The 13,396-nt window shown below is 60.0% G+C and carries 9 protein-coding genes; 6 read left to right on the forward strand and 3 right to left on the reverse strand.

What is annotated here, in order from left to right; genetic code table 11:
* Positions 1 to 57 precede the first annotated feature (57 nt).
* The gene (locus BGE01nite_RS05635) at positions 58 to 816 is read right to left on the reverse strand and encodes a class I SAM-dependent methyltransferase (RefSeq protein WP_146849313.1); all 759 of its coding nucleotides are present in this window, start codon (positions 814 to 816) and stop codon (positions 58 to 60) included.
* Positions 817 to 936: 120 nt separating this feature from the next.
* Between BGE01nite_RS05635 and BGE01nite_RS05640 the strand changes: the two genes are divergently transcribed.
* The 3 genes from BGE01nite_RS05640 (at position 937) to BGE01nite_RS05650 (ending at position 5,658) form a co-directional block, all read left to right on the forward strand.
* On the forward strand, positions 937 to 1,479 hold the full coding sequence (locus BGE01nite_RS05640) for a glutathione peroxidase (protein ID WP_146849314.1): 543 nt from the start codon (positions 937 to 939) through the stop codon (positions 1,477 to 1,479).
* Between the two features lie 205 nt (positions 1,480 to 1,684).
* A complete protein-coding gene (locus tag BGE01nite_RS05645; protein ID WP_146849316.1) occupies positions 1,685 to 3,001 on the forward strand; it encodes a CCA tRNA nucleotidyltransferase in 1,317 nt (438 codons plus the stop codon).
* Positions 3,002 to 3,054: 53 nt separating this feature from the next.
* A complete protein-coding gene (locus BGE01nite_RS05650; RefSeq protein WP_146849317.1) occupies positions 3,055 to 5,658 on the forward strand; it encodes an alkaline phosphatase D family protein in 2,604 nt (867 codons plus the stop codon).
* Positions 5,659 to 5,666: 8 nt separating this feature from the next.
* On the opposite strand, the gene BGE01nite_RS05655 is transcribed toward BGE01nite_RS05650, so the two are convergent.
* Together BGE01nite_RS05655 and BGE01nite_RS05660 are read right to left on the reverse strand one after the other, a co-directional pair.
* A complete protein-coding gene (locus BGE01nite_RS05655; protein WP_170266619.1) occupies positions 5,667 to 7,526 on the reverse strand; it encodes a M48 family metallopeptidase in 1,860 nt (619 codons plus the stop codon).
* Positions 7,527 to 7,552: 26 nt separating this feature from the next.
* A complete protein-coding gene (locus tag BGE01nite_RS05660; RefSeq protein ID WP_146849320.1) occupies positions 7,553 to 10,111 on the reverse strand; it encodes a tetratricopeptide repeat protein in 2,559 nt (852 codons plus the stop codon).
* 152 nt (positions 10,112 to 10,263) lie between these two features.
* On the opposite strand from BGE01nite_RS05660, the gene BGE01nite_RS05665 reads away from it, so the two are divergent.
* The 3 genes from BGE01nite_RS05665 (at position 10,264) to BGE01nite_RS05675 (ending at position 13,312) form a co-directional block, all read left to right on the forward strand.
* Complete coding sequence (locus tag BGE01nite_RS05665) at positions 10,264 to 10,536, forward strand: Precorrin-3B methylase (RefSeq protein ID WP_146849332.1); 273 nt, start codon at positions 10,264 to 10,266, stop codon at positions 10,534 to 10,536.
* On the forward strand, positions 10,533 to 11,414 hold the full coding sequence (rlmF, locus tag BGE01nite_RS05670) for a 23S rRNA (adenine(1618)-N(6))-methyltransferase RlmF (protein WP_146849322.1): 882 nt from the start codon (positions 10,533 to 10,535) through the stop codon (positions 11,412 to 11,414). The genes BGE01nite_RS05665 and rlmF overlap by 4 nt, the downstream gene beginning before the upstream one ends.
* A gap of 326 nt (positions 11,415 to 11,740) precedes the next feature.
* On the forward strand, positions 11,741 to 13,312 hold the full coding sequence (locus tag BGE01nite_RS05675) for a sialate O-acetylesterase family protein (protein ID WP_146849323.1): 1,572 nt from the start codon (positions 11,741 to 11,743) through the stop codon (positions 13,310 to 13,312).
* Positions 13,313 to 13,396 lie beyond the last annotated feature (84 nt).

The following is a 13,396-nucleotide window of genomic DNA, read 5'->3' on the forward strand; positions in this document are numbered from 1 at the left end:
ATGGCAGAGTGGCGCGGAAATGGAAAATCGAATCTCTCAATGAAGAGATTGAGCTACTCAATGCCCCACATGCACCTTCGTGTCATAACTGAAGGTTACGCGACCATCCTCATGGTGATCATCAAAGATCTGCTGCAGCTCCGCGAGCATCGGCTCATGGCGGAGATCACCTGCAGCAGGCGCATAGGAGCTGGAAAGCAGCCGCCCTTTCAGGCCCGCAAAATCGAAATGCTGGGCATTGGCAAAGGTGTGGGTCACATGCGGCCCTTTGAAAAACTGCGCCAGCTTGGTGGTGTCGATGTTTTCATGCCGCACCGTGGCGTAGTCGGAGCTGAACTGGAGCAGCAGCGTCTCATAGGCGCGCAGAAAGGGCGTGGCATCGAGCTGCCGCTCATTCCAGATCAGCACCACCCATCCGCCAGGCTTCAGGATGCGGTCACACTCCTGGCGCACGGCTTTGGCATCAAACCAGTGAAACGCCTGCGCCGCGACGACGAAGTCTGCGCAGTGATCTGGCAAGGTCGTGGCCTCGGCACTGCCTGCCACACTATGAAACTTCGCATGATGATGGAGCAGCCTCTCCGCCGCCTCCCGCATCTCACGGTTCGGCTCCACCGCATGCACCGTGCAGCCCGCCTCCAGGAAAAGGGCCGTCGAAATGCCTGTGCCTGACCCCAGGTCTGCGATCACGGCATCGCCGGTTAGGCCATAGTTCTCCCTCAGCAAGGTCACAATCTCCTGGGGATAGCCAGGTCGAAACCGCACGTAGTTTTCGACACGGTCAGAGAAACGCTGGGTCGGAGCAAGGCTGGTCATGGTGGTGAGCATCCTGCCAGAGTCGACACTGCTTGGAAACTGTGAATCCAGTTCTGTCGTGGCAACGAACTGAAAGTTTGCGGCGCATGGAGCGTCTCCTCCGTCCCACTTCAAACATCCATGAAAAAGTTCCTTCTTTCCCTCCTGCTGGTCGCCGGCATCGCCAGCGCCGCTGAAAAGTCCGTGCTCGATATCCCTCTCAAGGACATCGACGGCAAAGACACCTCCCTCAAAGCTTATCAGGGCAAGGTGCTGCTGGTCGTGAACGTGGCCTCCAAGTGCGGTCTGACCAAGCAGTACAAGGAGCTCCAGGCGCTGCATGAGAAGTACAAGGACCAGGGTTTCACCGTCGTTGGTTTCCCCTGCAATGATTTCGGCGCGCAGGAGCCCGGCACGAACGAGGAGATCAAAATCTTCTGCACCGAGAAGTACAACGTGAGCTTCCCCATGTTTGACAAGTTGCACGTCAAAGGCCCGGAGCGCCATGAGCTCTACACCGCCCTGACCGGCAAGGAAGGTGCCTTCCCGGGTGATGTGAAGTGGAACTTCGGCAAGTTCCTGATCGGCAAGGACGGCAAGCCCCTCCAGCGCTTCGAGCCGAAGACCACTCCTGACGATGCCGCTGTCACTGCCGCCATCGAGAAGGCCATCGCTGCCAAATAAGCGTCCTCATTTTTGAATCCAACAAGGCCGGGAGGGTTCACACCTTCCCGGCCTTTTCATGCTTGGACGGAAGACAAAGCCTTTTTACCACTCATGGACACTGATAAGCACTTATGACGAAGCCTTCTATGGTTTGGTCATTCGTGTAAATTAGTGTCCATTAGTGGTTAAAAATTCTGGCCTCCACGCCGCCATCTCTTTTCTCATGCTCGAAACCGCCATCCAGATCATTCAGAAGCTCCGCCGCGCAGGTCATGAGGCCCTGCTCGCGGGAGGTTGTGTGCGGGATCATCTCCTGGGACGCGAGCCCAAGGACTTTGATGTCGCTACCAGTGCCACGCCGGAGCAGGTGGAGGCGCTCTTTGCCTGCACGCAGATGGTGGGCGCGCACTTTGGCGTGGTCATTGTGAAGCTGCATGACGTGCATGTGGAGGTGGCCACCTTCCGCACGGACGGCAGTTACAAAGACGGACGTCGTCCCGAGAGCGTCACTTTTTCCACAGCGGAGGAAGATGCGCAGCGCCGCGACTTCACCATCAACGGCCTGTTCCGCGATCCGGTTGCTGATCGCATCATTGATTATGTCGGTGGTGTTGCAGACCTCGAGAAGCGTGTGCTGCGTGCCATCGGCGAGCCGGTGCGCCGTTTTGATGAGGACAAGCTGCGCCTGCTGCGCGCGGTGCGCTTTGCCACGGTGCTCGGCTTTGAGATCGAAGCTGAAACCTGGAAGGCCATCTGCGAGTTCGCGCCGCTGCTCCAGTCTGTGAGTGCAGAGCGCATCCGCGATGAGCTGATCAAGATCTTCCTGCATCCGAACAGGCTGCGCGGTTTTGATCTGCTCATGGACAGCGGCTTGATGCAGCAGGTGCTGCCGGAGATCCTGGTGCTGAAAGGCGTGGAGCAGCCGCCGCAGTGGCATCCGGAGGGAGATGTCTTCATCCACACACGTCTCATGCTCAGCCTGCTGCCGGAGCATGTCTCGCTGCCGCTGGTGATGAGCGTGCTGCTGCATGACATCGCCAAGCCTGCCACCTTCACGGTGGATGAGACAGGCCGCATCCGCTTCAACGGTCACGACAAGCTCGGCGCTGACATGACGGGTGACATCATGCGCCGCCTGAAGTTTCCCAATGATGTGATCGAGCCCACGCAGGTCGCGGTGGAGCATCACATGGCCTTCAAGGACGTGAAGAAGATGAAGAAGAGCACGCTGAAGCGCATGATGGCGCGTCCCACATGGCCGGACGAGCTCGCGCTGCATCGTGTCGACTGCCTGGGCTCGAACGGTCTGCTGGACAATTATGACTTCATGAAGGCGAAGGCGGAGGAGTTTTCCCAGCAGCCTTTGATTCCCAAGCCGCTGCTCAATGGCCGTGATCTCATCGAGCTTGGCTGGCAGCCTGGAAAGCATCTGGGCGATGTCCTGACGAAGGTGCAGGATGCGCAGCTCGATGGCGTGATCACCACTTCCGAGGAAGCGGTGGAGTGGCTGAAGGCCAGCAAGCTCATGCCCGAAGCCTGAGAAGCCATGAGATCAGGTGCAAGAGCGGGACTGCGTGCTCTGTTCCATGGCAAATGATGCCCACCACCCGCCGTCAGTTCATTGCCGAATCCTCCGCCCTGGCCGCCAGCACGCTGCTGACTGTGCCTGCGCAGGCTCAATCCGCCTCTCCTGTCTTCAAAAGCACCTGGCAGAATGATCTCGACCGCACCTGGCTCGGCGAATCCTTCTGGGCCAATCCGCTGCAAGACTGGCAGGTGCGCGAAGGCCGTGCGGAGTGCATCGCCGCGAAGCCGAACCGCAACATTCACGTGCTCACACGCGAGCTGGCGGATCGCAAAGGCGATCTGAGCATGAGTGTGACCATCGGCCGGGTCGGTGGTGGCAAGATCACGGGTGATGGCAAAGGCAGCGCGGGTTTCAAGATCGGCATCCTCGGCACCTTGCGTGACTATCCCGAACTGCGTGACTATCGAAACAACCTCGCCTTCAGCTCCGGATGGGATGTCGGCCTCACCGCCGGTGGTGGCTTGTTCTTTGGCGATGCGCGCCAGCCTCAGTCCAAGCTTGAACTGGGCGGGGCGGAGAGTGTGAAGCTGAAGCTCAGCGTGGAGCCGAAAGGAGCTGTGTATGCGCTGAAGCTCACTGTGCATGATGCCAAGGATGACAAGGTGCTCGGTGAGCTCGAGAAGGACGATGTGCGGCCTAATCAATTGATTGGCAATATCGCCGTCGGCTGCAACTTCGGTCCCGAGGGGCCGCGTGCAGGCGCGAAGGGCGGAGCCAACAAGAAGAAAAAGGCCGCGGCGGAAGGCGATGCCGGCGCCAACGTGGGCAATGGCCTCTTCTGGTTCAGCGACTGGGAGATCAGCGGCAGCAAGGTGGTGGCAGAGGAATCGCATCGCTTCGGGCCGCTTCTTTTCAATCATTACACGCTGAGTGACGGTGTCATGAAGATGACCGCGCAGATGCCACCGCTGGGTGCGGAGGACACACGTGAGGTGCGCTTTGAAGTGGAGGATGGAGATGCCTGGAAGGTCATCAGCACCGCGCTCATCCATGCGCAGGCACGCACCGCCAGTTTCCGTATCAGCGACTGGGACCCAAGCCAGGACATCAAGTACAGGCTCACCTACGTACTCAAGAGCCGCGAAGGCAAGACCACGCATCACCTGGAAGGCAAGATTCGTCGTGATCCTGTGGCACTCGATGGATTCAGCGTGGCGGATGTCTCGTGCAATATTCATACCGCGTTTCCGAATGCGCCGTATGTCGCTGCCGTGGCGAGGATGAATCCGGACCTGATGGCCTTTGTGGGGGATCAGTTTTATGAAAGCACCGCTGGGTATGGCGTGCAGCGTGATCCGCTGGAGCCTGCCATCCTCGACTACCTGCGGAAGTGGTTCTTCCACGGCTGGACGTGGCGTGACCTAACCAAGGATCGTCCAAGCGTCTCCCTGCCGGATGATCATGACGTGTATCAAGGAAACCTCTGGGGTGTCGGCGGTGAGGCACAGAAGACGACCCAGGAGGCTGGTGGTTATCAGATGATGGCGGAATGGGTGAATGTGGTGCATCGTACGCAGACCTCGCATCATCCCGACCCTTATGATTCGAAGCCCTGCAAACAGGGCATCACGAACTATTATGGAGCGATGACGTATGGCGGCATCAGCTTTGCCATCCTGGCGGATCGTCAGTTCAAATCTGCGCCCGAGGGCAATGTGCCGCCGACCGATGAACGCCCGGATCACATGATCAATCCGGATGCGGATCCGAAGCTCTCGGACATCGAAGGTCTCGAGCTGCTCGGCGGTAATCAAATGCAGTTCCTGGAGAAGTGGGTGCGTGACTGGCGAGGCGTGCAGATGAAGGCCGTCATCTCCCAGACCATCTTCACCGGCATGGCCACGACGCATGGCGGCGAGCGCCAGGTGCTGCGCATGGATTACGATCAAAACGGCTGGCCGCAGAAAGCGCGCAATGCCGCCCTGCGCATCATTCGCAAGGCTCACGCCTTCCACGTCGCGGGAGACCAGCATCTGCCTGCTGTGGTTCACTACGGCATCGATGAACCGCGTGATGCCGGCGTGGCCTTCGCCGGACCGGCGGTGAATGTGGGCTACCCGCGCTGGTGGGAACCGACCGAGAAGGTGAACAAGCTCAAGCCCGGCCAGGGTCTCACGGGTGACTTCATCGACCACTTCGGCCATCCGATGAATGTGCTCGCCGTGAAGAATGGTTCACATCAGCCGCGCACCCCGACCGTGGAGAACATGACCGACAAAGCCTCCGGCTTCGGCATGGTGAGGTTTAACAAAAAGCAGCGCACGATCACCTGTGAGTGCTGGCCTTTTGACAACGTTGGCGGCGCGCAGTTTGACACCTGGCCTGTCGTCTCCACGGAGCGCGACCAGTATGGTCGTGCGGCGAAAGCCCATCTGCCGACTTTGAAGATCACTGACAGCGAAAGCGCCGTCGTGGAGGTCATTGATGGTCGCACCACCGAGCTCGTCTACAGCATCCGCCTGAACCGCTCCGAATGGCAACCGCACGTTTTCGCCGAAGGTGACTACAACCTCCGCATCACCGAACCCGAGGCTGGTGCTGTGAAGGAACTCACCGGCATCAAGGCATCTGTGGATAACAAGGAAGTCATCGAGGTGAAGCTGGGATAGGCTTCAGCTCAAAGATCGAGTCGCGTTCCAGGAACCAGCATCATTTCCCGCGCGGTTTTGCGATGCCTGCCTGCAGGGGCAAAGACCAGGGTGCGTCCTGGCAGATTGACCTGCATGGACAGACGGCGGATCTGGGATTCCTCGTCGGAGCTGATCCAGAAGCGCCACCACGGACGTCTCGGTGAGAGGCAGAGGTAAAGCATGGGCAGCGAGTGGCCGTCTGCGGCCGGCACCATGCCCAGATGCGCGGCAGCGATGCCGCCCTCACCGCGGAGCCTATCCAAAAGCACGACAAGGTCGTCCTGTCCGAGTGAATGCGGGAGGATGGAGCTGGTGCCGCCGGATGCGCCGGAGTGATCCTGCTGATCGAGCGCCAGCAGAACCTTCCGCGTCTCCTGCGCGTCTCCGAGACGCCAGTAGTAGTCATGGACGATGTCTGAAGCTGTCTGATAAAGACTGCGGTCGGCCTTCACGGCGCGCTTGAGATGATCCAGCCCTGCAGAGTCATTGCGCCTGAGCAGCAGGCGTCCTAGCACAAGCCGGGCTGCGCCGTGGTCAGCATGTTTGAGGAGAAGGTCTGTGAGGAGCGGTTCAGCAGCTTCATCTCCTTGCAACTCGCACACTGCACTCACACGCTGCCATTCTTCCTCGCGTCTTGGGGAAGGGCCTGCCTCGGCAAACGGCCGCAGCAGCCGGGCACGCGCATGGCGCTTCTCCCAGTGTGATTTCACACACTCCGCCCACTGGCTGCCCACGGCGTTCCAGAGCTCGGGCAGAGCTGGCCCCAGCAGCCGCGAGGCTGCGCTGTCCGAGGCCTGAGGCAGTGGCAACGGCCTATCCAACTTTTCAAAAGTGTTCCATGTGCCGAGCCGTGTGAGGCGGTCACGCAGGCAGGGATGGGTGTCGGCGTTCGTGGTGTGGACGCGTTTGGACTCTTCGAATGCCTGCAGGGCAGGCGGACTGTCGAGGTTGCGCTCCAGAATCTGCATCATGCCCTGCAGTGCGGCAGCGGGAGGCGCGCCCAGCGTGGATGCCTCCCGCCAGAGGGGTGCCCAGAACGACTCGTCCAGCGTCCGGCTCACGGCGCGGAAACGTGTCAGAGCCTGGCTCATGGCCGCAGGTCCCACGTGCCTTGCTGCCGCTGCATCCGCCTCATATTCACAGGTGCGTGAGAGGACAAAGGCATGCGCGTTGAAGCGCGGCCAGAACCAGCGGACAAAATGTCTGAGGAAACCGAGAAAGAACCCTGCCGTCATCTCCTCCATCTTCTCAAAGATCCGCTCCCAGGAGCGTCTGAGCCGGTAGATCATGCCGGAGAACCGCCGGTGCTGCGGGGACAGATGACCGAACTCATGCGCGAGCACCGCCCGAAACTCATCCTCGGTCAGAGCGCTCATCAAGGGCAGGCCGATGACGAGATGACGCCGCCGCCAGAACGGCAGGCCGAAGCGGGGCATCTCGAAAACGGAGGCATTCATCTCCTCCGAAACATGCACGCAGTGAAACATCGGGGCGGAGGCTTTGGCGGCGAGTTCCCGGAGCACAGCGAAAAGTTGCGGGACCTGCCCGGCAGTCACCTGCACCTCTTTGGGCGGAATGGAGATGCTCCACGTGACGCGTCCGATCATCCAGAGTCCAAAGACCAGCACTGCGAGCCCGAGCCAGATGAAGATCACCCCCTGCTCCTGGCCAAGCACCGCTGCCAGAAACATGCCTGCCGCGCAGGAGAGCACGATGATGAAGGCCAGCGCGATCCCGAAGTAACCGACCAGCAGCCACAGGGCGGTGCGCACACGAAAGAGGAAGGGCGATCGAGCGGCCGCCGCATCCAGCCTGCCCACAAGATCATCAAACTTTTCCTGCCTCATGATGATGGGATGTTCTTCTCGGTGGTTCAGTTGGTTGACGCCTGGATGACGAGCCTGGCGGGGAAGTAGCGGTGCATGTTGAAGCTGCGTGCCAGGCCGGCATAGGTTTGTTTCATGGGAGCCGGATGGCTCACCGCCAGCCATGCCCACACCACGGCCCGCTGATGGAGCGCGATGCTGGACAGATCAATGGTGGCTGGTGCTGGCGGGGTGCTGCTTTTCAAGGCTGCGGCGATGCTGCCTGAGTCGTCGATGGGCTTGAGGTGGCTGAGAGCCCGGTCGAGCCAGACACCGGCCTTTTCAGCGCTGCCATCCATCTTTGCAGCAAGCGCGGCAGCCAGATGGAAGAGAGGATCTTCGAGGTGAGGAGATTGCTGGAGCCCGGCCTCCAGATCGCTCCAGCGCCTGGCCATGACCAGGGCTGGCTCACGGAGGTTCCCGGCCAGCGAGTCCAGTCCTGCGCGCGGAGTCTGCTGCAGGATGAACTCGTCATTGCCCAGCAGATCTGCGGTCAGCAGGGCAAACTCAGCAGCTGTCTCACGTCCATCCTCCCGCACCTGGATGCGCTTGAAGTAATTGGAAGAGACTGCCTGGGCGGCATTGGCATCTCCCTGCATCATATGAGCTTCCACCAGGGACAGATGCGCGACCATGCTCTGCGGGTTCAAGCGTGCCTTGGTCTGGAGCGTCTCGATGAGCGGCTTCCATTCGCCGAGGACTCGCCGGGCATCCTGCAGCATGTCGGCGAAGCGGCTGTTCTCGCCATCCATGGACACCGCTTTTTCGATCATCGGCAGCGCTGTCTGCCACTCACCGGCTGCGGCGTGATCATAGGCACGCGCATACCAGCACCATGAGGGCGCACCCTGCATCTCCGTGCACTTTTTCAGCAAGGATGATTGCAGGGCAGTGTCAGGCTCTTTGCGTGCACGCAGGTAGAGCAGCGCGGCATCGGCGGGGGCCGCGTCTGAAAGAGCGATGTACTCTGCCACCACATCGCTCTCGCTTTTCCCCATGTCTGTCTGGAGGTCCTGCCACACACGGTGGAGGGCCACCTGGACAGGGCGCTTCGCGACCTGCACCTTCAGCACACGCGCGATGCGTGCCTTGCTGGTCTCGTCCACAGCCAGGTTTCCATAGGCCATGATCATGTCATCTGTGGCTGTGCCGTTGACGATGCCCTCCTCGCAGAGCTGCATGGCCTGCGGTGCCAGCTTGATGCCCGCATAGTAGTCCACGACCTCCTGGATGCTGCCAGGATGCAGGCGGAGCTGCCTGTGCATCAGGTAGGTTGTGCCGTCAGAGAGGGTCATCTGTTTGGGCGGCTCCGTGAAGAAGTAGTTGATGCCATAGCGTGTCAGCAAGCGAGCGCCCGTGAAGACCTCTGGAATGCTGTCCGGGACTTCATGACCATCCTTCACATAGTAGATGGGCTGCTCAATAATGATGGCCCGGCCGCCCGGATTCAGCAGCCATGCGTTATCGTTGGCCCAACGGTCAAAAAAGCCACGCCGGATGTCCACACGGAGCGTCTCCTTCACGGCTCCATCCATCGTCAGCTCATGCGGCCCTTCCGGCAGGGTGATCTTGGTATAACCAGGATGGATCACTTGCTCGGGACCTCCATCAATTTTCAGGCGGAGAGCAGTGGGATACCCATTTGCGACATGCAGAGGAGCACTCTTGGCGAGATAGAAATTGTGCCAGATGGAGCCGGCCGTGCCCAGCACGACCAGCACGCAGACGATGCTCGCCCGACGGTGCTCCAGCCACAGCCTCTTCCAGGAGAACTTTCTCTCGGGGAGGAAGGACTGCGCCTTGGTCTGTTTGAGAGCTTTTTCAGACACGGCCACCATTTTGCGGAAGCCGGTGTGGTCTCCCAGTGATGGCAACTCTCTGAGCAGGATGTTGAACTGCTCCAGGGCCTCCGCGTGGTCACTGCGCTTCTGGTAAGCCAGGGCCAGATTTTCCAGCGGACTGATGTCATGCAACTGCGCTGCACCGGGTGCGCGCAGATGCTCGAGAAGCTCGGTGGCGGCTTCGAGATTGCCTGCATTCATGTGCAGCAGCGCCATGCCATGGCGTGCGGCTGGCAGCTCCCGGTTCAGTTCCAGGGCTCGTTCATAGAGGCGGCCTGCGTCTGCCGGATGGCCCAGGTGATGCTGCACTGCGGCAAAGTAGGCATGCAGAGGCGCGTCAGTGCTGAAATGCTCCAGAGCTTCCTTCATGAAGGAAGCGGCCTCCTGATGCTGATGAAACGCCAGCAGGCCGCGGTGATGCCTCTCGGCATTCTCAGGGGTGGGCTGGGCCACAAACTCGGCCTTCGTGCCCGAGTTGGTCATCTGCCGCTGGTCTTCCCATTTACCCAAGGCCGACACATAGTGCCGGTGGCAGGAGGGACACATGTCCATGATGCGTTTCCGCCCCAGTGGAATGATCGGGATGAAGACAATCACAAACCACAGGCGGGTGTCATAGCTTTCGAGATTGCCCGTCCTTCCACAGGACTGGCAGGCCCCCTGACGCGATGACCGGTTGGCTTTTCCGTAGTAATGAGTTCCGATTCCGTTGACGGTCGAGGGCATGATGGGCGGGGTGTCGGCGCATCCTGGGAAAACAGCGGCAGGCTGGCAAGTCACAAACCTAGCCATCTTGTAAAATGTCCGATCGCACCCGGGTCGATGAGATGGACGTGGCGGAGCAGGCCACGACTGGCTATAACAGGCATCCATCCATCATGCCCGCGAAGAAGAAGCCGAATGCCAAGCCGCTTGCCGGTGCGGACCTCATCAAAGAGGTCTGCCGGCGGATTCGTGTGGCGCGGAGTTATTGGGATGCGCATAACAACCGCGCGTGCCGAGGTGAGCGGGAGAAGGCGATGGCGCTCTATGAGACTTTGAGTGAAGCCGAGCGCGAGAAGGTGCCGCAGGAACTGCGCGTGTGGCTGCGCTATCGCAGTGAGAAGTATTTTGGCGATGACCGCACGCCGCCAGGAGGTGGGAAGCGATGAGCGCCAGCACGAAGGAGGGAATGCATCCGAGGAATCGCTTTCGCGAACGGTATGATTTTGCGAGGTTGATCGCGACGAGTCCGGCGCTGGGCGCTTTTGTGAAGGTGAACGCGCATGGAAATGAGTCCGTCGACTATGCAGATCCGAAGGCAGTGAAGGCTTTAAACCAGGCGTTGCTGAAGGATGCGTATGGTTTGGAAGAGTGGGACATTCCGCCGGGGTATCTCTGCCCGCCGATTCCGGGTCGCAGTGACCATGTGCATTATCTGGCGGATCTGATCTCCGTGAAGCGCGGACCATCGGTGCGTGTGCTGGACATCGGTACAGGCGCGAATTGCATTTATCCGCTGATCGGTGCCAGCGAGTATGGCTGGAGCTTTGTGGGGGCGGAGATTGATCCTGTGGCGCATCGTTGGGCGCAGAAGATGGTGACGTCGAATGCGAGTGTGGCGGGTCTCATTGAGTGTCGATTGCAGGCTTCGGCGAGGCAATGTTTTCGCGGTGTCATTCGTCCTGGCGAGCGGTTTGATCTGACGATGTGCAATCCTCCGTTTCATGGTTCTGCGGCGGAGGCTGCGGAAGGCACGGAGAGGAAGCTGAGGAATTTGCGGGTGAAAAAGCCGGCGCTGAACTTTGGCGGACGGGCTAACGAACTTTGGTGTGAAGGTGGCGAGCTGGCTTTTGTGCGGCGCATGATTCAGGAGAGCGAGGTCTATGCAAAGCAGTGCGGCTGGTTCACGACGCTGGTTTCGAAGAGCGCGCATCTGCCGAAGTTTGAGCAGGCTTTGCGGCAGGTGGGTGCCTCGGAAGTGAAGATCATCGACATGACGCAGGGACAGAAGAAGAGCCGGGTGCTGGCGTGGACGTTTGTGGCATGAGGGGGGGATGGCTATGAGGTCATAGGGAGCGCGGATCTCCGAATCCGCAGCAAGCTGGAACGCGCATCTGGCATGATGACGCTGCATGTGTGTTGTTCGACGCCAGTGCACCCTCCAAGTTGAACGCACTGACAGGCGACGTTCACCCTGCGAGTGCATGTTACCCGGCTGCGGATTCGGAGATCCGCGCTCCGTGGAGCTATTGGCAGCGCCGCATCCTGAGTGCCTTCCATCCCTGTTGGCACTAGCCGCTGCTGTCCGAGAGCTGGTCTAGGTGTGAATCACGGAAGATCGTGCGAGGGAGTCCGTATAAGGCCAACTCATTCATGAAACCATCGCTCGCGCTCTTTTCGTTCCTCGTCCTGGCTTCCTCGCTGTCGGCTGAGGTGAAGCTTTCCAAGGTTTTTACGCCGCACATGGTGCTGCAGCGTGATATGCCGGTGCCGGTCTGGGGCACGGCGGCTCCGGGTGAGAAGGTGGAGGTTGCCTTTGCCGGGCAGACGAAGTCGGCGACCGCGGATGACAAAGGCGCGTGGCGTGTGAAGCTGGATGCGCTGAAGGCCAGCGCGGAACCTCGTGTGCTGAGCATCGGCAGTCAGAAGATCGATGACGTGCTGGTGGGTGATGTGTGGATTGGCTCTGGGCAGTCGAACATGGACATGGTGGTCTCCAGCTATGTGGCGAATGACCCCGTGCTGGCAGAGGCGGCGAAGCAGAGCTATCCAAAACTCAGGCTGATGCGCAAAGAGGGGAACGCGACCTGGGAGCAGTCGACCCCTGAGACGAATCCGAAGTTCAGCGCGCTGCTGTTCTCCTTTGGCTTTGCGTTGCAGAAGGAGATCGATGTGCCGGTCGGCCTCATGGTCGGTGCGGTCGGTGGCACGCCTTCGGGGTTTTGGTTGAGCGAGGAGATGTATCGCAGTGACGCAGCTTCCGCCGAGGCGGTGAAGAAGTTCGCGCCGACCTATAATTATGATGAGCTTGTGGCCAAGCTCGCCGTGGCCAAGGCCGCCTATGAGGTGGAGCTGGCGAAGTGGAAGGTGGCTGCTGAGGCCGCGAAGAAAGAGGGCAAGGAAGTGCCGCGCGGTCCGCGCCCTCCCCAGGGTGTGGGCAAACCGGGCGAGACGAATTCGGGCAAGGTGGGGCAGCTCTTTGAGGCTTACATTCGTCCGTATGTGGGCTATGGCATCAAGGGGGTGCTCTGGGACCAGGGCGAGAGCCGCACGAACATTGTGGGGGTGGATCAGGTGACGCTCATGGGCGCGCTGATCGGTGGCTGGCGCAAGGCCTGGGGCCAGGGTGAGTTCCCCTGGATCTATGTGCAGAAGCCCAGCGGTGGTGGTTGCGCTTTTGATTATACCCAGCCGATGAATTCGCGCGCGGAGAAATTCGCGCCGCTGCCGGCGACGATCCCGAATCATCCGGATCGCGAGTACTCACACGTGGCCTTTGAGCAGATCATGAAGTATCCGAACACGCACATGGCCATCAGCAGTGATCTGGGCAATGGCATCCATCCGCCGAACAAGTCGGGTTATGGTGCACGTGCCGTGCAGGTGGCGCTGGCCGTGGCTTATGAGAAAGGGAATGAATACCTCGGTCCGCAGCTTGCTTCCCACTCCGTTTCTGGTGGCAAGATCACGCTGAAGTTCAAGCACACTGGCAAGGGGCTGGCGTTTAAGAATGGTGACAAGCTTCAGGGCTTCTCCATCGCAGGCGCTGACCAAAAGTTTGTTTGGGCGGACGCTGTGATCGAGGGGGATACAGTGGTTGTTTCCAGCAAGGATGTGCCGCAGGCTGCGGCTGTGCGTTATGCGTGGAGCAATGCGTTCCAGTGGGCGAACCTGTTTAATCAGGATGGTTTGCCGGCGCAGCCGTTTCGGACGGATGTGTGGTAGGTTGCGCGCTTTGACATCGGCGCGCATTTGATGCAACGTGTGCGCAGAGGATGTCTTCGAAATACGCTGTGGCATGTGCGCACG

This window comes from Prosthecobacter gellanilyticus, assembly GCF_007992435.1.
Classification (GTDB): domain Bacteria; phylum Verrucomicrobiota; class Verrucomicrobiia; order Verrucomicrobiales; family Verrucomicrobiaceae; genus Prosthecobacter; species Prosthecobacter gellanilyticus.